A 25,687-nucleotide genomic window follows, 5' to 3' on the forward strand; every position below is an offset into this window, starting at 1 on the left:
GCATTTATACGTATAGAAACGCTAAAAATTGCGTCAGAATGCGTATATTTGCGTTTTTTTATTGAAGAGAACTTAGCAAGCAGAAAAAATGGGAGTAGATTTGCTGAAATTCTTTGACAAAAGCTGGTTTTGGAGTCGCAAAAGTTAGTTTTGGAGTCACAAAAGCTGGTTTTGAAGTCACAAAAGCTACTTTTGGAGTCACAAAAGCTAGTTTTGGAGTCAGAAACTTAGTTTACAAGTCGCAAAACTTGATTTTTGAGCTAGGACGAAGGGTAATATTTTTATCTGGAAGCGTGGGGAATGTGGACACTTGAGGAAAAGTGCGATCGGGTTAGTGCACTAAAGATTTTTAAACCACATATTTACACTCCTATCAGTTAATTGTTATGGTGTATATATGTAGCTTTAATTATTATGTATTAATTTTTTCTACTAGCCAGTAATTTCTAATATATTGAACAATTTTATTAGCAATTAGTTCTAAATTATTAAATTTTTTATTATATTTTATTTGAATTAGTATAAATAAACTCGATCTTTCTCCAATTATTTCTTGTATAAAATAATCATTTGGTAATTATTTAATACATTCATTTAATATTTCAATAACTAAATTTAATTTGTGATTCATAGCTTCTATAAATTCTTCAATTAATACTAAAAGCTCCTTCGGTAATAGTGGTGATGACTTTACATCTATGATCTTTTTACGTAATTCACTATATTCAGTAGGGATTTTTAATTCTTCATAGTTATAATTCATCCAAAATTCTAAATTATTTGTATAAATCAATTCTTCTTTTAAACTATTGACTTCCCTTTTTTTCTTAATCGCTACTAACTCATTAAATTTATTTCTAAACTGTTCATATTTTTCTATATCTTTCATTGAATATACATTCCATATAATCTTTTCAATCTCTTCTGTGTTGTATGGTCTTGTATTTCTGTTTAATTCAATATCAAAAAATAACTCTGCATAATCATCGCAAAGTGAACAAGCATTAATAAATAGAATTTTTTCAAAGCATTTTTTTATCTGTATATAGCCTTGGTTATCAAATATATCTAAAATCGATGAAAATTTTGTTACCTGCAATTTGAATACTTCAGTTTTTATTGGTTGAAGAATTGTTCGTTTTGCATTAATGTATGTCAGTATTGTAATCACAATACCCACTATAAAAAATACATCTTGTAGAAATTGATTACTAATCTTACTAAAAAATTCAATTTCTTCTTTATTCATATTTTCTCTATAAATTAGTAATCTAGACAAAACTCACAAAAAAAATTAAATCAATCAAATTAACAAATAGTTAATATAACAGATATTCCCAAGGAAAATTAACTAGATAATTTATAATATACTGAAATACCACATTATGAATTTTTTGTATTTCATTAAAAATAACTGCATTGCTGTCCGAATATTCATTTTTGTACATTTGGGCAAAAAAAGTATTTATTAATTTATCATTTGACAAAATTTTATCTGCTTGCTTTACGATGCTTAATTGAAAACCTAATATTTTTTCAATTTCACCAAAACTCAAATTACCTATACTAAGATTATTTATTTCATATTTTAGTTCTATACCCTTGATTTCTTTATTATCAACATACTTTCCAAAGATATAATCTAATGTTTCTTGTATAAAATCATCACTAGCTTCATAAATTAAAAACTCTAGCCCCCAAATCAAACTATTGGATTTTTGGGTTGCTAAATCCAACTCGCTTTCTAGAGAAGCAAGTAGTATCTTTCTATGTATTGATTCTGGCTCATAAGAATTAATTTTGGCTTTGGCATATATTTTATTTTGCAAAAACTTTTCAATACTTCGTGATTCTGTGAGTTCTAAAATATATCGACCATTTTGGGGTGCTGCAATTATCTTTTTATTTAAATCTATAAAAATGCGTATAGATTCTAACGCTAATTTATTGGTTGAGTAATATTCTGTAATGCTAACTTTACTATGATTCTTTAAGCATTTTAAAAAATTCCTTTTCAAAATTTTAAAACATTGCTCACGAGAATGAGGGAAGTTTATTTGTGAATTTGCCTTACCAAAATTTATATTTATTCGATATGGGCATTTTTTTTCCAATTCTGTTTCACCTGGAGGATGAATAAAAGCAGCAGTTATTCTTGTTCCATCTGAACGAGTATATTCTTTTCTTAATCGCAATGCTACTTTACAATGTGGGCATTGAAAAATTCCATGATATTCTGGATAATCTACTTCAGATGCCTGGACTATTCTCCCAGTAGCTATATGACGAGCTTCTTTCATATCTAAGTTTTAACTTAAAAATAATTTCAATAATATATTTTAATGCAATTGATCAAGAAACGTTCTATTTATAATATAATTAAGATTTTACACAAAGATGGAACCATGACTAACAGTCAAAAGATGGTTCGCTTAAACTTAGATTTGTCACCTGAACTAAATCAGATATTAGACGAACTAGCAAATAAAATAGGCACAAGTGAAGGTGATGTTCTGTGTCAGGCTATAACCTTGATGCAAATTATGGTTATAGCTAAAGAAGAAACCAAAAAATTAGGAGTTCCAGAAGCAAATCAATTGATAGTTAATAAAATAAATTGTCTCATCTGAACAGCAGCCAAAACCGCATCCACTAGATACATTTATGGAAAGGCTTGGCCCTTGGGAAGATGAACGTACTGCTGAAGAAATAGTTAAAGATATTTATGATAGCCGAACTATTTCTAACAATGATATTAGTTTATGACTTATTTACTTGATACTGATACTTGCATTTATTGGATTAAAGATATTAATTCAGTCAGAAATAAAGTTAGAGAAATAGGATGGGAGCAAATTTATATATGTAGCATCACAGTTGCTGAGTTATATTTTGGTGCTTATAATTTTCAACGAGTAGTGGAAAATTTAACTCGTGCAGAAAACTTCACTCAAAACTTACCCGTCATACCTTTAACTGATTTTGCTCTCAGAAAGTATGGTGAATTAAAAGCAGAACTCCGTAGGATAGGACAAACTATTGCTGAATTTGATTTACTAATTGCTAGTGTTGCAGTTGCAGAAAATTACATTTTAGTAACACACAATATTCGTCACTACAGCCGCATTTCTAATTTGCGGTTGGAAAACTAGATTTCACCTTAAAAATATTAAATAGTTTACACTTTTGACTTAACTGCTTGCTGTGATGCTTGTAAAGTCTGAGGCAAACTCCAGTCGGGACGCAAGCTAGCGGCGTTGCGTAAATAGATATGATGAATTGAGGCGGAGGCTGGCAGATAAGCGTGGATTAAGAAGCGAATGCAGCGCTGTAAGCTGCCTTCGACGTGCATTTGCTGCACATCCAACATAGCCACATTATCCCAACCAGGACGCACTCTTGCGATCGCAGCTGGAAAAACTGCATCCAAATCGCGTGTCACAGAAAAAGTCACACTAATGATATCCGTTGGCTGGAATTGATTCCGGTTTTCCAGTTCATTTAGTAGTTCTGTAACTACCTCTCGGATTGTCTCAACAGTATTTTCTGAAGCGGTTGTTGCTCCGCGAATAGCCCGCATTTGCCAGTCCACGCCAAAATCCTCCTTAAAACACAAAAGTGAGGAGTTAAGAGTTGAGAATGAAAAGTTAGGATTTTTAACTCCTAACTCCTCACTCATAACTCCTAACTCATATTTAGGGTCGATATAACCACAGAGGTAAACCACTAGTAGACATTTCAAATTCGAGCCAATCAATACCAGCCCCAATTCCTGATGAAAACTGACGGCTTCCTGGTATAAAGCGACTCAATAAGGGTTTACGTTCTTCTAGGGTATAGCAGAGAGTTTTTTCTGGATCGAGACCAACCAGTTCTGCTGTCCAGCGACGGGCATCTTCTTCTGTGCCCAGACGGTCTACAACACCCAAGGCTAGGGCTTGCTGTCCAGTAAAAATCCGACCATCGGCAAAACTTTTCACAGCTTCTACCGTTAAAGATCGGCCATCAGCTACCGTTTGGACAAACTGCTGATAACTTGTGTCAATTAACTCTTGCAAGATGTTTTCTTCTGGTTCGGTCAGTTGCCGATCAAAAGCCAAAATGTCTTTATAAGGACCAGACTTAATTACCTGGAAGGAAACACCAACTTTTTCTAGCAAGCGTTCCAAGTTATTCCCACGCAGAATCACACCAATACTACCCGTAATCGTACCTGGGTTAGCGATGATGTGTTCGGCTCCCATACCGATGTAGACTCCTCCAGAAGCCGAAATATTGCCAAAGCTAGCGACGATTTTGATTTTTTCGCGCAGACGCTTTAGGGCACTGTAGATTTCTTGGGAATCTCCGACTGTACCGCCAGGACTATCGATACGTAGCAATAAAGCCGGAAACTTTTTTTCTTCTACAGTTTTCAGCGCTTCTAGGACGCGTTTGCGAGTAGCACTGGCGATCGCACCAGTAATTTCAATCCGCGCAATTTGTTTTCTAAACTTGGGCTTAAACGGCCAAACCATGAGCTGTCAACATACCTCGTAATAAATTCAATATAAGATCCCCAACGGTCGGACGACCTGCTTTCCTCTGTTAAGAAACATGAGCAAGCATTGTGTTCATCAAAATTTTAAGGAAATTTTTATATTTTTCAGTGAGTTTTATTTGATATTCTCAATTAATGCTAATCAAACCCTTAAAGATTACGGCTAGCACAAAATGCCAAACTCTAGTTTAGCGTTAACCTGATGATTTAGAAAGGCTATTTTAGCTATTTTGCAAAATTCAAAGCTCTCAATGCCTTGTTATTCTGGCTTTTTGAATGTTTGAGGACTGATTTTACTAAGGTCGCACACGTTTACTAGTTGTCAGTAATTAATAACTAAAGAATATATAAATATTTAATCAATTACTTCGACACTCAATTTAATTAATACAAATTAATTCAGCAACACTAATCTCTATTTAGGTTAAGACTAGTAGTACTCTCACTCTGGGAAATATAACTTTCTCCTGTCTTCTACAGCCCAATAATCTCCTGATGAAGCGATTTCACTACTCAAGAATCTATACGTAAGATTTGATACCGATAATACACGAACATATCAAACAACGCCCCAACGAAACTACAGGTTAAGCTAATTACAAATAATCCGCGTAGGGGAGTTCCACTGCCGAAGGTGGCGAGAAAATGCATAATCTCAGTAGCGATCGCCTCAGTTAAGTCTTGTAAGCCAGGGATGTTACCGATGAGGGATAGAAGGAGCAATCCGCCGCCAACAAAAAATATGGGAACGATAAAACTAAAAATGATTGTAAGTACTAGGGAGCGGAGAAAGTTAGTAAAAATAGTCATTTAAGACAAACTCCGTGAGTAGAGAAGACAAAAGCTGAATAGCGGTTTGTCATTTTCTACAATACGGGCGATCGCTCCAGAGCAGCGAATCTGTCAAAAATCTTAAGTTTTCATTAAAATAAAAGGCTAGCAGTTACAGCCCATGCTGGGGATCAAAAAAGTGGCTGAAATCTACAAAAGCCTTGTAAAATAGACTTTATAGCCAAGAGTACTACTTATTTATTGCTTTGAAGCACGCTTAAGAACAGCTTTATTTTCTGAGAACATCTTTAATCTAAGTTAATATTTAGCCTCCTTGAGGAAGTGGGGAGCAGGGGAGATGAGGGAGATGAGGGGACAAAGGGACAAGGAGATAAACAAAACTCTTAACTTCTAACTCTTAACTCCTAACTCAGCACTCAGCACTCCTAATGCCCCATTCCCCATTCCCATGACTTCCGCTATTCTTAAGGCAGTTACCGAGTTAGCTACAGAACATTGAACCAGACTACATCCAAATCCAGTTTAGGGGAATGGAGTCAGCGGCTGCTGGCGGCGATTTTTCTGGGTGGGCAAGTACTAGTTCACCTATTGAGAGGCAAAATCCATCGGCGCAACACCTTAGAACAAATGGCAGCAGTTGGGCCAGATTCCTTATTTATTGCCCTATTGACGGCTATTTTCGTTGGCGCAGTGTTTACCATTCAGGTGGCGCGGGAATTTATCAACTTTGGCGCAGGAAACATTATCGGCGGAGTCCTTTCTGTAGCGTTGACACGAGAACTCACTCCTGTGTTGACAGCAGTGATTTTGGCCGGGCGAGTCGGTTCTGCTTTTGCAGCAGAAATCGGTACCATGCGAGTCTCAGAACAAATCGACGCCATGTTGATGTTGAGAACAGATCCAATTGATTATCTGGTTATCCCCCGCGTTCTTGCTTGCTGTTTCATGCTACCAATTTTAACCCTTCTGTCTTTGGTGACAGGGATGTTCGGAGGATTTTTAGTTGCGACAAATATCTACAACCTGTCTGATACGGTATTTCTCGACTCAGCCCGTAACTTTCTTGGCATCTGGGATATTTTTAGCGCCATGATTAAAGCTTGTTGTTTTGGCATTTTAATTGCTGTAATTGGTTGCAGTTGGGGGTTGACGACAACAGGAGGTGCCAAAGGTGTAGGACAGTCAACTACAACAGCTGTTGTGACTGCCTTGCTGATTATATTTGTGAGCAACTTCTTTCTTTCTTGGTTAATGTTTCAGGGGACTGGCAGTGCATTCATAGGGCTATAAAAGTTAGAAGTGAGGAGTTATGAGTTATGAGTTAAAATTCCTTACTCTTAACTCTTAACTCTAACTTCTAACTCCTGACTCCTAAAATAGGAGAGATGCCTAATAAACAAAGCAGGATTTAAGACTGTGACCAGTTCATTTGCTTCTAACTCCATATCAACTGTGGAACTCAAGCCTAGTTACAACATACCGATAGTGTTAGTGATTGCCGCAATTCCAATATTGTTGGTACAACCTTGGGTAGGCTCAGTTTTCACGCTGTTTGGTTTGTTTCTCATGTTTCAGGCGTTAACGCTGCGTTTGCAATTTACCGCTACTGACTTAGATATTTACAGAGGCGAAAAATTGATTCGACGCTTTCCCTACCAAGAATGGCAAAACTGGCGGATCTTTTGGAATAGAGTCCCCATTTTGTTTTACTTTAAAGAAATTAAAAGTATTCACTTTTTGCCAATTTTATTTGACCCCAACACCTTGAAAACTTGTTTAGAACAACGTTGTCCGCGTATTTAGTGCTGAGTGCCATCTGTGCTGAGTCGTTTTGATATAGACTCAGACAGAACTCAGCACTCATGCTCAGGACTTTTATGGCAGGTCAATTGTAATATTTCTGAAAGCTATTTATTCGCGTCATAGGAATTACACTATTGTTTATGAACCCAGAGGCATCTCAAACCCCAGAACCAATTGATGAGCGGTTGACAGAAAAACCAGAAGAGAACAATGCAGTTGAACATCCGGTAAATCCATCAGTTGAGTCAGTGGTAGACACAAAAGCCATTAGCTCATCAGAGGACTACACAACTTTTGAGCCACTCATTTCCAATGCAGAAGTGGTAGATTCTACAGTAGAGCTAACAGAAAATTCCAATGGCGAGTTTGTAGCGCAATTAGAACCGGAAAATGTCGCCCTGGGGTCTAATATAGAATCAGGAAATTATTCATTATATGTAGAAGCAGAGCAGCGGATAGCAGAGTTGCAGACTACTGAAGTAGCTCTCAAGTCAGAAATAGCCAAGCTGCAAGCTTCTTACGAAAAGCTTCAGACACAGGTGAGTGAAACTCAAACCTCACTAGGGCGACTCGTGCAAGAGTCGCTGGTGCAGTTAGAACAACGCAAACAAACGCTGCAAATTTCTGTAGAACAACTAGAACGCCGTCAAGAACGTATCCGCAATGAGATGCGAACCACTTTTGCTGGTACATCCCAAGACTTGGCAATTCGGGTGCAAGGTTTTAAAGACTATCTCACGGGTAGCTTACAGGATTTGGCCTCTGCTGCTGAACAGCTGCAACTGACGCCAAGTGTGGTAGAAAGAGAAAGGCCAGCTGTAAAAGAGGCTAAACCAGCTGAACCCCAACCTGGAATACCCCAATTTGCCCAACAGCAGTTTCAAGATACGACAAAGCAAATTCGCCGCCTCATTGACCAATACCGTAATAAACCAGATTACTACGGGCCACCGTGGCAACTACGGCGTACCTTTGAACCAATCCACGCTGAACGAATCTCCAACTGGTTTTTTACCCAAGGAGGACGGGGTGGTTTGCGGACAATGGGTAGCCGCTTACAAAATATTTTGATTGCCTCAGCTGCAATTTCGATATTACACAAGCTGTATGGCGATCGCGTCCGTACTTTAGTCTTAGCTAATACACCGGAGCGATTAGGTGAATGGCGACGCGGCTTGCAAGATTGTCTAGGAATCGGTCGCCCAGATTTCGGCCCAGACCGGGGTGTGGTATTATTTGAGGCATCTGACGCTCTCGCCCAAAAAGCAGACCGATTGACGAAAGCCAATCAATTGCCTTTAATTATCATTGACGATTCAGAAGAACAAATCAGTTTGTCACTGTTGCAATTTCCCCTATGGTTAGCCTTTGCCCCTGATCCCAAAATGATGAGAAACTATGATGATGACTTTTAAATGAGTCATTAGTCATTAGTCATTGGTCAAGAGTAATACCTCTTGACTTTTTTAAATTTTGTTAGCGTAGCGTTAGCGAGTCTTCGAGCGTCATTTTGAATTTTATTATGGCTATTTGGTTAACTCTGTGCGGAGCAATTGTGGTCATAGCTTACCTGCTGGGTTCTTTTCCCACTGGCTACATTGCTGTGAAGCAGTTAAAAGGTATTGATATTCGGGCAGTTGGTTCCGGTTCCACTGGCGCAACTAATGTACTAAGAACCTTGGGCAAAGGGCCAGGAGCATTGGTTTTAGTACTTGATTCCTTAAAGGGAGTATTAGCGATCGCTCTAGTTTATTGGTTGTTCAACTTTGAACCAATTAAAAATTATATCCCTCCAACGGTAGATGCACAACTGTGGCAACCGTGGTTAGTAACAACATCTGGGTTAGCTGCCATCCTGGGACATAGTAAATCAATTTTTTTAGGCTTTACTGGTGGTAAATCTGTTGCTATCAGCTTGGGGATTTTGTTGGCAATGAGTTGGCAGGTAGGTTTAGCAACAGCGGGTGTGTTTGCCGTCGTTGTGGCGATATCGCGGATTGTCTCTTTAAGTTCAATTGCAGGCGCGATCGCAGTTTCCATTTTCATGGTACTTTTGCATCAACCTTTACCCTATATTCTGTTTGGGATTGCCGGTGGGTTGTATGTGATTTTGCGCCATCGCACTAATATTGAACGACTGTTTGCGGGAACGGAGCCAAAAATTGGGCAACCTGTAGCGACAGAACCCGAACAAACTGCATCATAGGTAAGCGAGAGCTGCTTTCAGAATTACTGTATTGATATTTTAGGCTTACGAACGAACGTTGCCTTTAATCAAACGGTGGAAAAGGCGGCAAGGCCACCAAAAAGCTCCACAAATAGTCACTGAGGCGATGGCGGCCAGAACTCGCCAACTTGAACTAGACCCAGTGTCAGACTCTGAAGGATGAGCTTGTGTGTTTTTAGCTAGTTCTGGCATTGAATGAGATAGCTGACTGGCTGTACTCACCCCTTCAATCGCTGCTCCAATTAGATAAGCTACTAGGGCAATTACTAGCCAGTTATTCATAATATTCCACTGTTTGAACTCTGAGCGTATGCTTGGCAGCGAGCAATAATTTGATTTTTCGGACTAATGATTGCCGCCTTGCCCTAAAGATAATCGACCTTCAGCCGTATCACGAATTAGGGGCAGTTTAGATTTTATATAAGTATTGAGGGTGCTATCTGCCTGGGAATCAAGCCCCTGCTTCGCTTTTAACTGCTGGAGAAGCAATTGTACTAAAGCAGCATCGTCAAACTGGAGCAGGGTGTTGACCTGGGTAGACTCGATTACAGCCCAAAGCTGCTGCATCATTTTCGCTGTCACCATGAGTCTGTAACCTCTTAAGCTTTTCTTTATATTTACACGATTTTGGAATTTGTGGTTAGTTTTTGTCTGAAGATTTATAAAGATGTCGGCTAAAAATGCCTGAATCATTTAAATCTGTTAACTTATAGCGTTTTTCAATTGATTGAACTGCAACACTAGCCCACACTTTAGCTTAACGGTGCTATGTAAAGAAATAAAACTGCCCAAAGGCTTAAATCTTCCCTAACCGTTTTTTAGGAGGAGGCAATTATAGCAGGGCTTTTGATCGACCACAATGCAGATATACGTAGGTATTAATGCTTTTTTTCGAGGGGAAACTTCTGTGGCTATCAGGTAATTTTGCTAGAACTTTATTGTAAAACTCTCGAACAAGCTGCTTCCTGTCCAGAAGGATCGGGAAAAACTGCTAAGGTGTGATATTCAGGATCATCTGTTTTATATATCACTTTAAAAGTATACAACTTGTTTTTACCTTGGGCTTCGGTAACAACAGTTAAAAGTGTATTGCTAGTGGGAGGAAGTCCAGGAATGTCTAGTTTTTGAATTCGTCTGAGTTGAATTACATTTGCTGCGGAGTTTTTACAATCTCCTGAATTACTATTAGCTTCTTGACCAAACTGCATACATACTGGCCCATCAAAATCCATAGTTACTTGTGATGGATCATTTAACCAAACTTTTTTAATTACTTCTCCAGCCGGAATAAAACTTAAGTTTGTTCCTTGTTGATACCAAACGTCAACCGTAGGTACTAGCCCCCCTAAACCTTGTGCTTGGCAGGAAAATATGGAACGCAGAACGGCGTTATTAGCTACAGCACGACCCACCAACCAGAACATAGCAACCGAGAAAATTAAGGAAGCTATAGGTAGGAAACAAGAACGTTTTGGGCTATTTCCTGACAATTTAATATTCTTTTTCATGGTTGCAAATATCTAAAATTGGTATAAATCCTACCCCTTAAAATTGAGTTGGTTGATTAACATATATTTCAATATTTGTGCCTGCTGGCAAAAACCAAACACCACCTTGTTGAGACATTTGGGCGATCGCCTGTTGATTGCGTTGGGCAATTTGGGGTACTACAGTGTTCATACCACCTTCTAGAATTCCGGCTGCAAGGTCGCGTTTATTCTCAGTCTCAGTAGCATAATAACCACGGTTAGGGTTGTTGTCGTTATTTTCACTATCGCCGTCATTGTCATTATCAACGGGAACTTCTCGATACACGGTTCTAGTATCAGGACGATTTACTAACTCTGCTGCTTTAGCAATACCTCCCAAAACAAATAGTCCTGCATCCATCGAGGCTATAGACGAACTTTGACCGGGATATTTATTTGCGATTAAAGGTTTACCTTCGGTACCGCGAAGAATAATTGCATTGTTGGGTAAGCTTCGTTCTGTGGGGTTGCCATTATTTTGCGAGATAACTTTGACTACGTTCATCTGCAAAAGACCTTGTTCGGAAAGCGAACCAATTTCAGCTAGGAATTCGGTGTTTGCGGGTAGAGCGATCGCACCATCGGTAGATTTTAATGGTTCTTTCAATCGGATCACAAATACGTTTTTCGCTTCTTCTGCATCACCACCACCGCCCGATCTATTAGTAGTTTCTCCAAAGATTGCTGTCGCCAACACAGCTTTGGCACTACTCCCAACTGCTACAGATTTCTGTCCCTGCGGTTGGGCTTGACTGACAGCAGAATTTTCCGGTTGTGGGGTTTCCTCTTGCTGCGCCTGCGCATTGTTTGCAGGTTCCAAAGTAGCTATGTTACTAGTCGGTTGATTGCTAGGATTGACTTGACCATAGCTACCTAACTTTGCTAACCTTGCCCACTCTGCAAATGGGCTTGGTGGAGGTGGTGGAGTTACATTAACTACTGGTTGAGTGGGGTTCACAACTGGTAGCTGAGGCGATCGCGAAGGTTGAGAAGCAGGTACTCTAATGACGCGCTCAACTGTCACTGTCCGAGGGACGTAAGGTGTTGGTGGGGGTGTTGGGATCACTTTCTGTCTAACTGACGGTTGTTGTAAGGCTACTGTCGGCGTTGATTTGGCAATTCTCAGCTGTTGTTGGGCAGCTTTCACCATCTGTGCTTGTTCAGTCAGGGCTAATTTCGTTTTGAGAGTATCTACTTGGGCTTGCATCTGTTGAGAGATAGATTCATCAGTAGGCTGCTCTTGCACTGGTGGAGAAACAATAGTTTTTGGCTTTTGATTGCTGCCACTCATCAACTGAGACAAAAACACACCACCTACCAAAACGATCGCTAAGGTAGCAGCCCCTACCAAGCCTAACTTTGCAAAGGGATTAGATGAGAGTGCTTGCTTAGTCTGAACTTCTTGCGGTTGAGAAAGCGGCTCTGATGGCGTTGCAGAGTCTTCCAATCCTTGGGTATCACTAGAAGAAGATTCTTCTTCAAAGCCAACCAACCTTGACATCCGCGATTCCCAATCTACAGATTCTACTTCTGGTTGGTGATCGTCGGTAGTTAGAGTAAATCCATTTTGGGGAGGCGTTTGGGCAGGAATTGAGTATCGGGTCATGGTAGAGCCTAGTTTGGATTTCCAGAACAATTATTATCTTTAATTTCACATATATTATAAATTTCTAATCTAGATTCTCCAAGGCGATAAACTGCAAACTGCGATGGTAATGCTGCATTTGGTAGTGAAGTTACAGGTTGATCTATTGCTCTAACTAAAATTTGTTTATTAAAGGAAACCGATTTTCCTAATTTATCATAACTGTTAAAAATTAATTGATTGGCAAGTATCTCTACTTTCCACTTGCCATTACTTATTTCTTTCGGTTGAGAAACTTTTTGGATTACTAAGACGTTCTCCGCTCCTCTATTAACATTTTCAAATTGGCTATCTGGATTTAAATTAGTAATTTCTGCCTTAACTTTTTCTTTAAAATCATCAGCTACCAGTTGGGAAGTAATTTCCCAGACTTGTGTTGGTGGCTGTTGTTGTGACCAGGTAAGCATTAAACTCATAGTTTCACCCACAAAGCGCCGAATTGTCTCTGGTTGCCGCTCTAAATTGGGTTGGGGGTCTACCGTTATAGCATGACCATCAACAAGTTGCACTAAACTTTGAGGAGTGAGTTGTCGACCTAACTGTTGTAACATAGACCCATGAAATATTAGTAACAGCAAGGTAAATAGATGTAACCCAAAGGTTCCTACTGCTAACAACGGTAAGGGGCTATTTTTTTTATTTTCTGGCTTGAGTAATTGCATTAATAATTAATCGTATAAATTGAATTATCTTCACATAAAAAAGTGATTATCTGATAAAACTATCAGATGTTTGTCCAGTTCCGCATTGTTTTGATTTATCTGTGTTCGAGTTGTAGTCATCTAGCAAACATAAGTTACGAATTTCATAAATTTCTAGTCTATCAGTGCGGACACTATAAATTGCTTTTTGCAAGTCGGTGCTATTGTCGGCTTGGGGATTAGCGAAATAATCTGATGCACGTACAAGGAAATCTTTATTAAAAGGAGTTATAAGTTTTGCACCACCAACTCGATTTTTTTGAACTAAGTCGGCTACCATACCCACTTGCCACTTCCCTAGCGCAATTTGTTTTGGCGGATAAACTCTCTTAATTACTAGTTGTGAAGTCATCGCTTGGTTGGGATTTTCCGAGAAAACTTCTGGCGGTGTCATTTCTGCAACTGTGCTTAAGAAACCTTTACGAAAGTCTTCTGATAGGGCAAAACTAGCTACCCAAGTGCTGGTACTAATTTTTTGGCTACCACCTTGAGGTGTGTTAATCAGTATTCCTAAATCTGGTTTGGGGCTTGCGACTTCTTCAATGTTTTGTGGTGGTAAGGTTCCAGACCAGCTAAACATTGATATCATCGTTTTGCTGATAAATTGGCGAATTGCTTCTGGTTCTCTTGCTAAATCATCAATATTAGCTACTGGTTTACCATTGATTAATTGCACAAAGTTAGGAGGTTTTCTCAAACTGAGTTGGCGAATATTTAGCCCTTGTAATAAGAATAAAAATAAAACTAATATATGTAAACTGAAAGTTGCGATCGCAAAAAATGTCAAAACACTTCCTGTTCTTTGTCTTCTTTCTAGTAAACGCACCATTTTCTCACCTCCTGCTGCAAAAACTTCAGATATTATATTATGGTGTTTCGCATATAATTACTATTTACAACACTTGCAACAATATTATTCATTTTTAATTTTTAATTTTCTATATTCTCTCCTTTACTAAAGAAGCCGTACTGCTGATTGCGCTGAAGACTGCAAAACCACCAGCAGCAGCCACAAGTAAAGATAAAATTGGTGCTAAAATCCCCAGAAAAATTATGAACCACATTAAATCTGGATCTACATTAGCATTTTGACCTGGGCCATTGACAATCACTGCGGCAGTCAGCACAGCAATAATATTGAATGAAATTTTGGCGATTCCAATAGATAGAAATCCAGTCAGCCATGCAAAAATGGGTTTGCCAGCTACAGGTAGTAAAGATCCACCTACTGCTATTGGCCCTAAAGCTGCTATTAATAACATCGTAGCTTCTATCAAATTCTGGAAGGCATATTGTAAGGAAACTAAAAAGTTTTTGATGCTTGTTTGGACTGTAGAACCTAACAGAGAATTAAAAGAGGTTTCTGATACAATACCAGTGCCATATCTGATGTTATCTACCTTAGTTTGTAGTCTATTTATCCAGCTTTTATTTCCATAAGTATCTCTATATTTCTGCCAGAGAACGTTAACTTTTTCGGAAGCTTTCACAAAACATTGACTTTGTTGTTCGCCAGTAAGAGATTGACAAGGACGTAGAAAAGAACCAGCTACTTCCTCAGCAACACTCATATTCAATGCTTGCTGATACATTTTATCTGCATCTGCTGATACCACTACTTGCTGATTCACAGTGTTTAAAAAATTCCGCAGTCCCAGCGTCAGATTAGACAGTATACTTCCATTGCCTGAATTACTTAAGAGTACGACCACAATAAAAGGCCAAATTAAAGCTGATATGGGACGGCTGTATTCGTAGGATATTAAGTCTTTGAGGAATTGTATCATAAAAAATAACAACGTTCCTACAGCAAAAAAAATACCCAGATTTGTCAGCGCTCCATACAAGTTATTACTGGTGTTATTTTGTAATAAATCCAGCCATTGTTTGTCCCAACCTTCGGCAATACTTTGGGAAGTTGCGGCACCAGTATCGAGAATCTGATCGATGCCTACTTGGGCAAATATTAGTTTAATAGCAACTTGCATTTTGAGTTTATGGGCTGTTTTTTTAGATTTCCTGTTGGTTTGTCAGAAGTTAAAGTATTTTAAAAGTTGTCTAGAAGTTTAGAGTTGTTTTATGAAAATCCTACTTATTAACGTTTCTGCCAAACAAATCTAGTTGAGAAGTCGCTCGTAAAAGTCGCGACGCTTCTGTAGATGTTTCTACTCGGCGAGCGCGATTCGCCTCTTCCGCTTGCTGAGAAATGTTTGCTAAGTTTAAGTTAGAGTATTGCAAAGCCTGATTATTTTGTAATGTCTGACCAAATGTTTCAGCTACAATTTTTATTTGTTCCTGTTGAATTCTCATCATTTGCACTTGACTAACACCTAGCAAGTCTGCCAATCCAGAAATAGCTTTTACTGTTTGATCGGTTTTTCCACCTACATTAATACCTTCCTGAATCCGACCGAGAAATGTATTATTATTCTCCTGTATTTCCTGAGCAAAACCCTCAATATCTTCCAGAGATTTCTCAGTATTTTCTAACTTAGTTTTTGTCCTAATTTGTCCATTTTTGCCGAGAACACCTACCGCTACTCCACGGGTAATTATACGATTGAGTTCATTACTAACTAAATTTCCCCGCACTGCTGCATTATTTTCAAAGCGACTGGATTTAGCATCTGAATTATAAGAATAGTTGATTGAATCATCACGAATTTTTTGTCCCGCAGCAACGGGGTTAGGTATCTTCAAATCTCCCTTGGCATTCTCAATAGCAATTCGACTCTGACCTTCTTCTAAAGGGTTTAAGGTATCATTCAAATTATTATATTGAAAGTAATCTTGCATATCTTTGGAATAGGATTGAAAGTCACTCCAAACCTGACCTAATCCGCTCGTCTGAACTTGTGCTACTGCTGGTAGTATTGCCAGGGATGATAGCAAGGTAAAAGTAAAAATGGTAGTTTTTCGCATATATCTGTGCCTAAAAAAGGTAAACTACATTATATAGTGAGATAACAATTTAGCTTTTGATCTGTGTTGATTTTGGATAATAGAATTAGCTTTTCGGTTAAAACCTCGACGCTATTCTCAAATCCCTAAGCTGCAACCAAAGAGTGGGTGCAGTAAATCTAAAAGACATCGGTAAATCACTAATGTTACGCTATCGGAAATCTAAAATCTAAACTTCTTTGACTTAGTATTAACTACTACGCAGAGTGGCCACTAATTGACGTGCAAACGCAGAAATTGCTTCATATTTATCACTGTGAACTTGCATCATTTGGCTACGTGCAGTTTGTTCGTAAGGGTTATTAGCAACTGCTGCCAATTGTTCGTAACCTGGATAGTAACGGCAGAATGTATAAATACCGTTATCATCTAATAACCATTGGCTATAAACGCCTTCTTTCCGGGGAAAAAAGCTTTCTGAGGCATTACGAGAAATAACTTGGCGGGGATATTTCAAGATATCTGCAAAACTATCCACTGCAACTGGCTGAATGCGTCCAATCAATCGTGTTGTCAGGTTTTGCAATATTTTTGATGCAGCTTTAGATTTAGCAATGGTGTCAGGATCTTGTCCTGATAAGATGACTCTGATACCGGCTTTAGCGCCGTTCGCACAAATTCTACCAACTAAATCAGAAATTTGCTCGAACTCAAACAAAATTGGTGCTTCGTCGATAAAGAATATGGAAGCCGGACTACCTAATGCGCGTCGGAGTGCGGCTGAATAAGCACTCAAGGAGAGTACGGCTGCATCTTCACTATCTGATAAGTTTCTGAGAGCAAAAACTAAAAGTTGTGCATCGGTAGGAAAGCTGGATGGTGCAGAAATCGCTTGTCCCACGCGGCTAGAAAGCCAAAAACGTAAGCGCAACTGAATTTGACTCAGAGCGTCTTCGACTCTGCCAGTTAAAGAACTTAGCTGTAAGTGTTCTGGCGAGCAGAAAAACAGAAAATCTTTTAAAGTGGGGGTTTTCTGCCAAGCAAGAGTGCCAAATCCTCCCTCCATCGCCTGTCGATATCGCTCTTTGATGCCCTCATCTCTAAAAAAGGCTTCGAGAGCCAAGTTGAGCAGCGATCGCACGGTTTGCGATAAAATTTGACTTTCAGTCGACGATCCTAAAACCATTGTCATTAACGCTGATTCCAGGAAGGCGGTATAATCGTTAAAGCGATCGCGCTGTTGTTCTGCTTCTAGCGATCGTAAATCTGGCTGTTCAAATAAGTTATTCGATTGTTTGGAAATATCAAAATAGGCTCCATTCCTCTCCATAAACTCTGTGTAGTCAGTGAAAGTAGATGTCCCATCAGGTTTAGGGAAATCTAAGGCCACAACTGGAATCCCATGCGCTAAAGCCTGAGTTAAAATCCCTGACACCAACACCGATTTACCAGCACGAGTTGTCGCAAACAAAGCTAAGTTTTTGTGCTGATTAAATAAATCTAAATGTATGGGTGTTCCACCTTCTTCAGCAATCAACTCAAAGCCTTGTTTGTCACCTTTTTTACTTAAAACTAGAGGCATTAATCCCGGAACTTCACTGGTTAAATATAGCTGGCGACGGTTGAAAGGTGTTGCCAATAAACCCTCCCAAACTATTGGTAGAGTTTGCAGCCAAATTTTCCAGGCATATTCACTTTCCCTAATTACTCTGGCTGGACGTTGAAAACAGTTTTCAATATATCTTGTCGCCTCATCTAATTTTTCTAAAGTTGGACGATGCACTAATATAGCAACACTCGTATAAATCGGGACTGCACCTTCAAATAACTGCTCTTGTGCTGCTACCGACTTCTTCAACTTTAATTGAGCGTTGACATCAATCGTTTTACTTTTTTCTTGAGCCATGATTGTTGTCATGTTTGACTGCTTCAGCACTCGTTGCAGAGTAGTTTTTACCACTGCTGGATTTGCAGCAGTCAACTCACAAAAAATTTCTGTATCTACTACTGTTTCTCTGGCCAACAGTTCCCATAAATAGCGCAGTTGAGCCGATTTATTAGTCCAACCGCCGGGTTTTTCGAGAAATGACAATGCGCCAATATAGCGATTATTAACATTAACCCAGCGGCGATCGGCACAAGGTACACTAGATTCCATCAGCAAAGTTGTGCCGTGGATATTGTCTAGAAGTAATTTAGTACTCGCTAAATCTGAATTGACTTGTTCGTGTAATCCTTCTTCATCTAAAGTCATTAACTGGGGAATAGCTATTGGCTGCGTCTCATTAAACCTTTTCCAGATTTCCCCCCAGAGTTCATCAGCAGTCAAAGGTTTGACATCCAATCCCATTTTGTTAGATAAGATTTGTTCCCAGCGGAGAAAGCCCTGATTGTAAGCATTTGTAATCAGGGTTTCAATACGTTGATTTTCTACTTCTAAAAGATCGCCTTTAAATTTCAACCACCAGGATTCAGCTTTGACTAAAAGCTTTTCTATCCAATCATCTGCATGTTGCGAGTTAGATTCAATGGTGTAAGTCACATAAATCCGTAAAAATTTAGGTTTACGAATCCCAGAAATAGTCAATTCTTTAATTCTGGCTCTCTCCGCCATCAACAAATATTTGATATCTCGCGATGATGCATTTCTGATTAATGTTGCTAACTCTTTTTGGCGTTCTTTGTCTGAACTAAAAGAACCCAAGTGTAGCGTCATCCTTTCACCGCTAGGAATATCTTTTAATCCGGCTTCAATGTTATTAAAAAGTGTATCAATTTGTTCAGGTCTTAAGGTGGTATGAATTCCCTTACAATCAAAACCAAAAACAAAGCAGAACCGATCTTTTTGAGTACCTTTTGTCAACAGGTAAGCGCCAATATCACGTCCATTCATTGCAACGCGCAGCATTGTCGCCAAGTGCAAGGCATCTTCAAATGGCGTTAATCTACTTTCATTTCCGGCGATGCCGACGCTTTGTTTTCCGATTTTTTGCTTCATGGTTAACTTCCAATAAGCTTTGATAACGAGCAAAGCCTCTTGTCCAAGCGGGAACGCCAATAAATTTGCTTAAAAAACTCCAACTCCTACCACCAGTTAAAATCCACCAAGTTCCGATTCCCCAACCAGTCATTAGTATTGTCCACAACCATTTTTGAAATTCTTCTTGGAAAATCCCCCCAAAAATTCCATTGATAATAAAATAGGAGGCTAAGGCAATTACTGTCCAAGGAAGAATTTGATCGGCAGGAATTGGCCCTAGTGAAGGTTGGCTTCCCAGAACTTGATTGACTGGACGAAATTCTTGTTCCCGCTCTTGAGACATTTGAAATATCTAAATTATCTATTAGGGCTAGGGCCAATTACAAAGCCTGTAAGTACATCAGCAACGGTAACAGCAACAACCACTAATAGGGGAGTTCTGGCGATACTTTGCCAATCTTCATCTTTACGCACTGCGTTAATCACACCAACTAGGGAGATTGCAATATAGAGTAAGTAAATTGCCCGCAACACATTAAATATCAAACTTATTGCTGTGTTGCTATCACCACCAGTGGTTGCTGAACCACGGAAGCTGTTTTTGAAAAAGTCTTCAGCTTTCCCAAAAAATTGAGCTTGTGCAGGGGCTGCAAACCAGTCTAACCAATATAAACTCAGAACGATCGCTGCTGCTAAAATTTGTAATAATATTAGCGATCGCCTTGGTAAATTCACTTGCTGGCCAATTTGCTGGGTGATGACTGCAATTAAACTACCAACAAGTAAACAAAACACCAGTATAGGACTTTTGAGGCTGATTACGCTAACCAATACAGCACAAGCAATCAAAAAAGGTACAGATTCAAGCAGAATGGTCAGACAGGATTTAAATGCCTGTCTTACCTTGTGAGATTCTTTCGCCGCACTACCAATTAAAGCTTTGAAAAAGTTTCTCTCGTGAGAACTTTGTCTAAACATTTGCTAATTTTCCTATGTGTACTATAACCAATCCTTGTATCTAATTTTACAACTAATCCAATTCAACATGCTTTAACATCATTCATTACTAATTAAATTATAAACCTGTAGTAAAGTTCTATATTCTACATCAGTATTCTAAAGTTAAGTTAACATGATATTAAGATTTATCTAAAACCAAATTTCTCTGATTTAAAAAGCTGGATTGCAAATATCGAGATTGAACTGGTATAGTCCTCTCGACTTTGAGAATTGTATCAATCTTCTCATACAGATAGCCTCAAGCAACCAACTTCAAAGCCTTGACTTTTTTTACCTCACAAGTATCTGAGCGAGCTACTATAAATATTTCAGACTTGTATGTAGACCGTAGACTTGCTCTTAGGGCAGACCAAGCATAGTTTTGGCTCTTTAGGCTTCTTCAGAGCGAACATGATATGAAACAGTAAGCTGTTACGCAAATAAGATTGCACATCAACTGGTGAGGTTGTCCTAAGTCATTTGTCCAAAGTCCAATTGGTAAACACAAATGACTAATAGACTTCTTGGCATTTGTTGGGGTAAAGGGGAAGGGGAAAAGGGTAAAAAACTCAAAATCCTTTCCCTTTAACATGCACCCTTTTCCCTAAGAGTGCAAAAATATATTTTTGCAAGAGGTCTAATGACTAATTACGGTCTACACGGAAAATAGTGCAATATGTAGGGGCGTTAGCTTATTGAGTCACCGAAATTCAAATAACCTGTCTTGAAAAGTTTAGATCGATTGTAGAAAAATGGTAGACGTTCAAATGTACGTTTTACCATTTTCTACACGCCGATTAGATTTGGAACTAGATTACAAACTTAAACACAGTTCCTAGATTAGAAGTACCGCCAAAGGAGGCAGTACCGTAAAAATCACCATTCGAGAGTTGAATTAGCGTGGACTCTGGCGTTGCCCCATTAGTGCCATTGAAACTAATCAAGCCAGTGATGGTTGCCCCAGTCAGCTGATAGATAACTCCTTTGTTATTTGCCCCACCAGCAGAAGCTGTGCCATAGAAGTTACCATTGCTTGCTTTGATGAGTGCAGCCGTTGGGTTGGCCCCATTGGTGCCATTAAAACTAGCAACTAAAACGGGTGTACCGCCACCGAGTGGAACCCTGAATACAGCTCCTTTATTGTTGGCTCCACCCAGTTTAGAAGTGCCGTAGAGGAATCCACCAGATTCAATTAATGCAGACTGCGAATTTGCCCCATTAGCACCACTAAAGCTATATGGAGTCAGTACTCCTGCGGGAGTTAACTTGTACACAACTCCGTTACCACTTGCTCCCCCGGTAGAGGTAGTGCCATAGTAGTTTCCATCACTAGCCAGTTGCAATCTTGCTAATGGATTTGCTCCATTAGTACCGCTAAAGGTTGCGACAGTGGTGAGTGCCCCGGTAGTAGGCGAAACCTTGAATATAGTTCCTTTATTATTGGCCCCACCTGTAGAGCTTGTCCCCCACAAATTGCCATCAGTACCTGTAATCAGTCGGCCTGCTGGGTTAGCCCCATTAGTACCTGTGAAATTTGCAAGAGTTGTCAGGGTTGTAAAAGCTGTTTTTGCCAACTTAAACACACTACCGAGGTCACTTGTACCACCTACAAAGGTTGCCCCATATAAATTGCCATCGGCTGCTTGGAATAATCTAGCAACTGGATTAGTCCCTTTGTTGGTTCCAGAGGTTCCAGTGAAGTTTATCAGTGTAGTCAGAGTAGTGTAAGCAGTAGGAGTTAACTTGAATGCAGTTCCTTTGCCAGAAGTGCCACCAGCAGAAGTAGTTCCATAAAGATTGTTGTCAGTACCGTTACCTTTAAGTACACCAGCTTCTGGCCTAGCTCCGTTGGTGCCGTTGAAATTTACAACAGTAGTCAATGTTGCAGCAAAGGCTTGTTGGAAGGGTAGTACTAATGAAGAAGCCAAAACAGTCAAAGAAGTAAAAATCAATACCTGATTTTTGGTCTGGTGTTGTTTGTACAGATTAATCTTGTTCATTGAATACCTCAAAAAAGTTTAGTAGAGACGGAATCGTAGCTCGTTCTAACGGGTTTTGCGATCGCTGTTACTCATGGCTAATACCAATCTGAAAAGTGATTGCTACACATCTCGGCTTGAAAACCACAGATGTATATGTATAAGGGTTTTCCGGCTTTTCTGCGTTTAAGCAAGCTACGCCAGACCTCTCCTTTGACTCCAAGGGAGAAGCAAGTGGCGTTTGAAAAATGCAATCCAAGATTCCAACATCTCATATGTGTTGGTTTTTACTCCATAACTACGAGATATTACTACGCTCTAACTTATGTGTTAAGCGCAGTTTTATCTAAGACTGGTATAAGTTGTTAACTTAAACACCAGTGAGAAAATGCCGGAAATATTGGTTGGTATAGCCCTATTTGAAAAGGACTCAGAAAGTCTATTTTTACTACCTACACTACGAAAACCGTAGTAGCACTGAGTCAATAACGTGCATGGCACGATTAATGATTTCGTTAGGTAGCATAAACCACTATTTATTTTTTTTGATGTCGTGACAAACACAAAAAACGCTGAAAAATCCACAACTTTGAGATAAATAGCCGCAAACTATAAATTCAGACTAAGTTTTAATAGTGTGCAGTTTGTCAAGTAATTAATAAAGTATATTAATTACTGATTAAAACCTCTAAAAAGTCTTAATAATCAAAACTAAATATTAAGTGAAAGCTTCAGATTTTTCTTTAAAAAAAGAAATAAAATTGCCATAAAAATCGTTTTTCAAACATCTCTAAATTCCCAAAATATATTTAAGCTTCTCCATAATTACGTTAATGTAGCGGTTCTTACTCAGTTTATAAGTAGATGAGTATAAATAAATAGTTAGATAGTTTGCGATCGCGATCGCTTTTAGGGATTCACCGATGCTGTCAGGAGAAGCGATCGCAGGATTTGGCGTCACCTATGTTATGATTCTATTATGTTGAGAAATATTTTCGGTTATGTAACTGACTATATAGACCCCTCTCCGAATCTAAATCTCTACACCCTTTGATTCTGAAGGTGTTTAATGTCACAAGTATTTCAAAAAATGAAATTTTAGTCAAAATGTATTTCAATGTCTCGCTTGACACTGATACATCTAACTGTCAAAAAATGTGCTAAGAAGAACGGACAAGTATAGTGTGTCACACACGCAGACAACATACCGATACTACTAGAACTTATGCCTACGGATATAATTACTCGTCCTGAATCCCTCACAGAAGATTGCTTTTTTACTTACGCCCTTGGGACTGATTTGCATGACACTAATTTAACAGCCAAATATTTACGCCGAATCAGAAAAGAAGATAAACCATATATCGACATAGCTGTTTCTCCCAGACCTGGCTATCGATTTGAGGTTTGTCTTATCCCTGTTGAAGGGTTCGCTCAAGAAAGAATATTGACAAAAGACGGGTTCGCCAAAGCTTTAGCGATTATTTGTGCTGTATCTAATAAAGCTAGGAAACGATTCCCTTCAGGAAATGGACAAGAAATAGTCCGGTGTCAATTTAGTAACTTAGCTGATGCAGTCGCTGTAGCGAATAGACTGTCTGCATTACCCTCTGATATGTATGAAACTCTCATTAAGGTACCAAATGCTTTGTAATATATATTGCATCCACTGAAATATTTATTATTAAAACTGACACTGTGACATTTTAATGGTAAGTAGCTAAATGGACTTGAGACAAAACTTCAATGGGTCATATTTTGTCTGTTGAAAAAAGACTTGTCATACAAGACTTTTAACCCTAATGTACAATTTTGACGTTTTTGTACGCTAACCTGTAGTTTAAAGTGAGTTTTTCTTATGCCTATAAGTCCTCTGCGTGAAGAACCTCGTAACCAGCGAGCGCCTGTAATTCGTACAAGTAATGAATTTATTCTCTTGGAATGGCTGAAGTCAACTGGTCGTCTAATCGAACGCGAACATCAAGAATCTGAGTATCTAACTGAAGTAGAAGAAATTTCCGAAATGATAGACCTTGATGATATCCCTTACGATCATGACGATGATGATGGTGAAATGGATTTGGAAGCCTAGTAGCGTAATTCGTAATTCGTAATTCGTAATTCGTAATGACGCTCCTGCGTCAGGGGTGTTTCATTTACGCCAAAAGCCTAAAATTCCTGACTTATCTAAAAAAGTCGGGAATTTTAGTATTAAAATGCGAGTGTGTTTAATTTTTGGACTTAAGTAAGAGATAAAATAATTGTCCATTGCTGACTGTCACACCAGCGCGATCGCCTGCGATTTTTCCAGTACCTAAAAAATAATCCACTCTACCTGCACCTTTAATTGCACCTCCGGTATCTTGGTCAAGAACATAGCGGCTAATAATGCGCTCCTGCATTTTTCCGGTAGGATTAACAAAGGGAATAGAAGCGCGAATCAACGCTAAAGCACCAGGAGGCATGAGAGATTTATCTGTAGCAATAGAACGCTCTGCTGTTAATGGTACGTTGATCGAACCTTGAGCTGGCTTTCCGTGATTTTCTTGAAAAAAAACAAAGCTGCGATCGCGCGGAATATAAATATTTAATTCTTGGGGATGCTTTTGGAAATAATCGAGAATAGTCGGCATAGTTACACCTTCTTGCGGTAATTTGCCATCATCTATTAATTCTCGCCCAATACTTTTGTAGTTATAAGCAGTATTACCCGCATAGCCGATTGTGGTTTGAGTACCATCGGGAAGCTGAAGTTTCGCTGAACCTTGAATTTGAGCTAAATATGGTTCGAGGCGATCGCGAAACCAAAACAACTCTAATCCTCGTAATTTCCCTTTTGTACTTTGTAAACCATCTGCTCCTTCTAACTCCTCGCGTGTGGGATGAGGCTTAGTCCAAGAGTTGAAATCAGGGGGTAAGCGATAAACAGGGTAGCGATATTCTGTTGTCGGGACGCGACTGGCTGCGTAAAGTGGCTCATAATAGGCGGTGAATAAAACGGAACCTTGGTTATCTTTACCGACTGACTGGTAAAGAACAAATTCCCGCTCGATGGCTTGATGTAATTCTGTGGCAGAATTGGTTTTTAATAGGAGTTCGCGGAATCTTTGCAAGCTTTTGATGACGCGATCGCGCGTAATTCCCGCCACCGGATAGTTTTGATAAGCAGTCGCAGCATTAGCTGTTTGCAGATATTGGAGACTGCGAGCGATCGCACCGATCAGTGCCTTTTTCTCTGGTATTTTTCCATAAATTACTTCATCCAAACAAGAGGTATCACTTTCACAACAAGTAATTGGTAGTCTTTGGATTAATGGTAATTTTTGCTTTTGTGGAAATGCATCTTGATTTTCAGCAGTCAAGGACACTGGAATATTCCACTTTTTCACCTGACATTCTGGTGAAATGACTTCTCGATCAGTCAAAGATTGCATCCGCACCAGTAAAATTGACAAAATCACAGGGAAACTGATGGCGATAATTTTGTTAAACTTTCCTAATCCAGTAAGTGTCTTTTTCATTAAAACTAAAAATCTTTAATATCAATTTACATTGAAGCTGCATAGAAAAGAGCTTCAAGAATAAAGTCAT

27 protein-coding genes are annotated in these 25,687 nt (G+C 39.0%); 8 read left to right on the forward strand and 19 right to left on the reverse strand.

The window, feature by feature from the left end; translation table 11 throughout:
- Window positions 1-577: 577 nt before the first annotated feature.
- Entirely contained in the window at window positions 578-1,249 is a 672-nt protein-coding gene (locus RMY27_RS27185; RefSeq protein WP_322667971.1) for a hypothetical protein, read from the reverse strand.
- Between the two features lie 70 nt (window positions 1,250-1,319).
- Window positions 1,320-2,300 carry a hypothetical protein gene (locus RMY27_RS27190; RefSeq protein ID WP_322667972.1) on the reverse strand — a complete coding sequence of 327 codons (981 nt, stop codon included), beginning with the start codon at window positions 2,298-2,300 and terminating at the stop codon, window positions 1,320-1,322.
- Between the two features lie 105 nt (window positions 2,301-2,405).
- Here RMY27_RS27190 and RMY27_RS27195 point away from each other — a divergent pair, with 105 nt between their 5' ends.
- Both RMY27_RS27195 and RMY27_RS27200 read left to right on the forward strand, forming a co-directional pair.
- On the forward strand, window positions 2,406-2,630 hold the full coding sequence (locus RMY27_RS27195; protein WP_322667973.1) for a DNA-binding protein: 225 nt from the start codon (window positions 2,406-2,408) through the stop codon (window positions 2,628-2,630).
- Window positions 2,631-2,762: 132 nt separating this feature from the next.
- A complete protein-coding gene (locus tag RMY27_RS27200; protein ID WP_322667974.1) occupies window positions 2,763-3,152 on the forward strand; it encodes a type II toxin-antitoxin system VapC family toxin in 390 nt (129 codons plus the stop codon).
- Window positions 3,153-3,178: 26 nt separating this feature from the next.
- Here the strand turns inward: RMY27_RS27200 and aroH are convergent, their stop codons facing one another.
- The 3 genes from aroH to RMY27_RS27215 all read right to left on the reverse strand — a co-directional run bounded on the left by aroH (window position 3,179) and on the right by RMY27_RS27215 (window position 5,350).
- Window positions 3,179-3,592 carry a chorismate mutase gene (gene aroH, locus RMY27_RS27205; protein ID WP_322667975.1) on the reverse strand — a complete coding sequence of 138 codons (414 nt, stop codon included), beginning with the start codon at window positions 3,590-3,592 and terminating at the stop codon, window positions 3,179-3,181.
- A gap of 103 nt (window positions 3,593-3,695) precedes the next feature.
- The gene (sppA, locus tag RMY27_RS27210; RefSeq protein ID WP_322667976.1) at window positions 3,696-4,517 is read right to left on the reverse strand and encodes a signal peptide peptidase SppA; all 822 of its coding nucleotides are present in this window, start codon (window positions 4,515-4,517) and stop codon (window positions 3,696-3,698) included.
- A 536-nt stretch (window positions 4,518-5,053) separates the two neighbouring features.
- The gene (locus RMY27_RS27215) at window positions 5,054-5,350 is read right to left on the reverse strand and encodes a hypothetical protein (protein ID WP_322667977.1); all 297 of its coding nucleotides are present in this window, start codon (window positions 5,348-5,350) and stop codon (window positions 5,054-5,056) included.
- A 477-nt stretch (window positions 5,351-5,827) separates the two neighbouring features.
- Between RMY27_RS27215 and RMY27_RS27220 the strand changes: the two genes are divergently transcribed.
- The 4 genes from RMY27_RS27220 (at window position 5,828) to plsY (ending at window position 9,341) form a co-directional block, all read left to right on the forward strand.
- Complete coding sequence (locus RMY27_RS27220; protein WP_322667978.1) at window positions 5,828-6,622, forward strand: MlaE family lipid ABC transporter permease subunit; 795 nt, start codon at window positions 5,828-5,830, stop codon at window positions 6,620-6,622.
- A gap of 126 nt (window positions 6,623-6,748) precedes the next feature.
- Window positions 6,749-7,135 (forward strand): DUF3119 family protein, encoded by a 387-nt coding sequence (locus tag RMY27_RS27225; RefSeq protein ID WP_322667979.1) that lies wholly within the window; start codon window positions 6,749-6,751, stop codon window positions 7,133-7,135.
- 140 nt (window positions 7,136-7,275) lie between these two features.
- Window positions 7,276-8,550, forward strand: a complete 1,275-nt coding sequence (locus tag RMY27_RS27230; protein WP_322667980.1) for a DUF3086 domain-containing protein — start codon at window positions 7,276-7,278, stop codon at window positions 8,548-8,550.
- Window positions 8,551-8,657: 107 nt separating this feature from the next.
- Window positions 8,658-9,341 carry a glycerol-3-phosphate 1-O-acyltransferase PlsY gene (gene plsY / locus RMY27_RS27235; RefSeq protein WP_322667981.1) on the forward strand — a complete coding sequence of 228 codons (684 nt, stop codon included), beginning with the start codon at window positions 8,658-8,660 and terminating at the stop codon, window positions 9,339-9,341.
- A gap of 45 nt (window positions 9,342-9,386) precedes the next feature.
- Here plsY and RMY27_RS27240 read toward each other — a convergent pair whose 3' ends face one another.
- From RMY27_RS27240 to RMY27_RS27300, 13 genes are all read right to left on the reverse strand, one after another.
- On the reverse strand, window positions 9,387-9,644 hold the full coding sequence (locus RMY27_RS27240; RefSeq protein ID WP_322667982.1) for a hypothetical protein: 258 nt from the start codon (window positions 9,642-9,644) through the stop codon (window positions 9,387-9,389).
- A gap of 63 nt (window positions 9,645-9,707) precedes the next feature.
- Window positions 9,708-9,947 (reverse strand): hypothetical protein, encoded by a 240-nt coding sequence (locus RMY27_RS27245; protein ID WP_194043059.1) that lies wholly within the window; start codon window positions 9,945-9,947, stop codon window positions 9,708-9,710.
- 350 nt (window positions 9,948-10,297) lie between these two features.
- Window positions 10,298-10,870: a hypothetical protein gene (locus RMY27_RS27250; protein ID WP_322667983.1), complete on the reverse strand. Its 573-nt coding sequence runs from the start codon at window positions 10,868-10,870 to the stop codon at window positions 10,298-10,300.
- A gap of 37 nt (window positions 10,871-10,907) precedes the next feature.
- A complete protein-coding gene (locus RMY27_RS27255; RefSeq protein ID WP_322667984.1) occupies window positions 10,908-12,497 on the reverse strand; it encodes a TrbI/VirB10 family protein in 1,590 nt (529 codons plus the stop codon).
- 8 nt (window positions 12,498-12,505) lie between these two features.
- Window positions 12,506-13,198, reverse strand: a complete 693-nt coding sequence (locus RMY27_RS27260; protein WP_322667985.1) for a hypothetical protein — start codon at window positions 13,196-13,198, stop codon at window positions 12,506-12,508.
- A gap of 46 nt (window positions 13,199-13,244) precedes the next feature.
- Window positions 13,245-14,066, reverse strand: a complete 822-nt coding sequence (locus RMY27_RS27265; RefSeq protein ID WP_322667986.1) for a hypothetical protein — start codon at window positions 14,064-14,066, stop codon at window positions 13,245-13,247.
- Between the two features lie 109 nt (window positions 14,067-14,175).
- Entirely contained in the window at window positions 14,176-15,225 is a 1,050-nt protein-coding gene (locus RMY27_RS27270; protein WP_322667987.1) for a hypothetical protein, read from the reverse strand.
- A gap of 100 nt (window positions 15,226-15,325) precedes the next feature.
- Complete coding sequence (locus RMY27_RS27275) at window positions 15,326-16,159, reverse strand: hypothetical protein (RefSeq protein ID WP_322667988.1); 834 nt, start codon at window positions 16,157-16,159, stop codon at window positions 15,326-15,328.
- A 229-nt stretch (window positions 16,160-16,388) separates the two neighbouring features.
- Window positions 16,389-19,136, reverse strand: coding sequence for a hypothetical protein (locus RMY27_RS27280; protein WP_322667989.1), 2,748 nt, complete (start codon window positions 19,134-19,136; stop codon window positions 16,389-16,391).
- Window positions 19,090-19,461, reverse strand: coding sequence for a hypothetical protein (locus tag RMY27_RS27285; protein ID WP_322667990.1), 372 nt, complete (start codon window positions 19,459-19,461; stop codon window positions 19,090-19,092). The genes RMY27_RS27280 and RMY27_RS27285 overlap by 47 nt, the downstream gene beginning before the upstream one ends.
- Before the next feature lie 14 nt (window positions 19,462-19,475).
- The gene (locus tag RMY27_RS27290) at window positions 19,476-20,096 is read right to left on the reverse strand and encodes a hypothetical protein (RefSeq protein ID WP_322667991.1); all 621 of its coding nucleotides are present in this window, start codon (window positions 20,094-20,096) and stop codon (window positions 19,476-19,478) included.
- Between the two features lie 830 nt (window positions 20,097-20,926).
- Entirely contained in the window at window positions 20,927-22,117 is a 1,191-nt protein-coding gene (locus tag RMY27_RS27295) for a choice-of-anchor tandem repeat GloVer-containing protein (protein WP_322667992.1), read from the reverse strand.
- A gap of 769 nt (window positions 22,118-22,886) precedes the next feature.
- Window positions 22,887-23,057: a hypothetical protein gene (locus RMY27_RS27300; RefSeq protein ID WP_322667993.1), complete on the reverse strand. Its 171-nt coding sequence runs from the start codon at window positions 23,055-23,057 to the stop codon at window positions 22,887-22,889.
- 264 nt (window positions 23,058-23,321) lie between these two features.
- On the opposite strand from RMY27_RS27300, the gene RMY27_RS27305 reads away from it, so the two are divergent.
- On the forward strand, window positions 23,322-23,750 hold the full coding sequence (locus RMY27_RS27305; RefSeq protein ID WP_322667994.1) for a hypothetical protein: 429 nt from the start codon (window positions 23,322-23,324) through the stop codon (window positions 23,748-23,750).
- A gap of 204 nt (window positions 23,751-23,954) precedes the next feature.
- Complete coding sequence (locus RMY27_RS27310) at window positions 23,955-24,188, forward strand: DUF3134 domain-containing protein (protein ID WP_292745509.1); 234 nt, start codon at window positions 23,955-23,957, stop codon at window positions 24,186-24,188.
- A gap of 136 nt (window positions 24,189-24,324) precedes the next feature.
- On the opposite strand, the gene RMY27_RS27315 is transcribed toward RMY27_RS27310, so the two are convergent.
- Complete coding sequence (locus RMY27_RS27315; protein ID WP_322667995.1) at window positions 24,325-25,617, reverse strand: murein transglycosylase A; 1,293 nt, start codon at window positions 25,615-25,617, stop codon at window positions 24,325-24,327.
- Window positions 25,618-25,687: the final 70 nt, after the last annotated feature.

Origin of the sequence: Nostoc sp. DedQUE09, from assembly GCF_034530915.1 — a bacterium.
GTDB lineage: Bacteria > Cyanobacteriota > Cyanobacteriia > Cyanobacteriales > Nostocaceae > Nostoc.

What these genes read in the sequence shown, in the direction of transcription:
- RMY27_RS27185 (WP_322667971.1), bottom strand. Translation starts at nt 1,249, where the DNA reads ATGAATAAAGAAGAAATTGAATTTTTTAGTAAGATTAGTAATCAATTT.
- RMY27_RS27190 (WP_322667972.1), bottom strand. Translation starts at nt 2,300, where the DNA reads ATGAAAGAAGCTCGTCATATAGCTACTGGGAGAATAGTCCAGGCATCT.
- RMY27_RS27195 (WP_322667973.1), top strand. Translation starts at nt 2,406, where the DNA reads ATGACTAACAGTCAAAAGATGGTTCGCTTAAACTTAGATTTGTCACCT.
- RMY27_RS27200 (WP_322667974.1), top strand. Translation starts at nt 2,763, where the DNA reads ATGACTTATTTACTTGATACTGATACTTGCATTTATTGGATTAAAGAT.
- sppA (WP_322667976.1), bottom strand. Translation starts at nt 4,517, where the DNA reads ATGGTTTGGCCGTTTAAGCCCAAGTTTAGAAAACAAATTGCGCGGATT.
- RMY27_RS27215 (WP_322667977.1), bottom strand. Translation starts at nt 5,350, where the DNA reads ATGACTATTTTTACTAACTTTCTCCGCTCCCTAGTACTTACAATCATT.
- RMY27_RS27230 (WP_322667980.1), top strand. Translation starts at nt 7,276, where the DNA reads ATGAACCCAGAGGCATCTCAAACCCCAGAACCAATTGATGAGCGGTTG.
- plsY (WP_322667981.1), top strand. Translation starts at nt 8,658, where the DNA reads ATGGCTATTTGGTTAACTCTGTGCGGAGCAATTGTGGTCATAGCTTAC.
- RMY27_RS27240 (WP_322667982.1), bottom strand. Translation starts at nt 9,644, where the DNA reads ATGAATAACTGGCTAGTAATTGCCCTAGTAGCTTATCTAATTGGAGCA.
- RMY27_RS27245 (WP_194043059.1), bottom strand. Translation starts at nt 9,947, where the DNA reads ATGGTGACAGCGAAAATGATGCAGCAGCTTTGGGCTGTAATCGAGTCT.
- RMY27_RS27250 (WP_322667983.1), bottom strand. Translation starts at nt 10,870, where the DNA reads ATGAAAAAGAATATTAAATTGTCAGGAAATAGCCCAAAACGTTCTTGT.
- RMY27_RS27255 (WP_322667984.1), bottom strand. Translation starts at nt 12,497, where the DNA reads ATGACCCGATACTCAATTCCTGCCCAAACGCCTCCCCAAAATGGATTT.
- RMY27_RS27260 (WP_322667985.1), bottom strand. Translation starts at nt 13,198, where the DNA reads ATGCAATTACTCAAGCCAGAAAATAAAAAAAATAGCCCCTTACCGTTG.
- RMY27_RS27265 (WP_322667986.1), bottom strand. Translation starts at nt 14,066, where the DNA reads ATGGTGCGTTTACTAGAAAGAAGACAAAGAACAGGAAGTGTTTTGACA.
- RMY27_RS27270 (WP_322667987.1), bottom strand. Translation starts at nt 15,225, where the DNA reads ATGCAAGTTGCTATTAAACTAATATTTGCCCAAGTAGGCATCGATCAG.
- RMY27_RS27275 (WP_322667988.1), bottom strand. Translation starts at nt 16,159, where the DNA reads ATGCGAAAAACTACCATTTTTACTTTTACCTTGCTATCATCCCTGGCA.
- RMY27_RS27280 (WP_322667989.1), bottom strand. Translation starts at nt 19,136, where the DNA reads ATGAAGCAAAAAATCGGAAAACAAAGCGTCGGCATCGCCGGAAATGAA.
- RMY27_RS27285 (WP_322667990.1), bottom strand. Translation starts at nt 19,461, where the DNA reads ATGTCTCAAGAGCGGGAACAAGAATTTCGTCCAGTCAATCAAGTTCTG.
- RMY27_RS27290 (WP_322667991.1), bottom strand. Translation starts at nt 20,096, where the DNA reads ATGTTTAGACAAAGTTCTCACGAGAGAAACTTTTTCAAAGCTTTAATT.
- RMY27_RS27295 (WP_322667992.1), bottom strand. Translation starts at nt 22,117, where the DNA reads ATGAACAAGATTAATCTGTACAAACAACACCAGACCAAAAATCAGGTA.
- RMY27_RS27305 (WP_322667994.1), top strand. Translation starts at nt 23,322, where the DNA reads ATGCCTACGGATATAATTACTCGTCCTGAATCCCTCACAGAAGATTGC.
- RMY27_RS27310 (WP_292745509.1), top strand. Translation starts at nt 23,955, where the DNA reads ATGCCTATAAGTCCTCTGCGTGAAGAACCTCGTAACCAGCGAGCGCCT.
- RMY27_RS27315 (WP_322667995.1), bottom strand. Translation starts at nt 25,617, where the DNA reads ATGAAAAAGACACTTACTGGATTAGGAAAGTTTAACAAAATTATCGCC.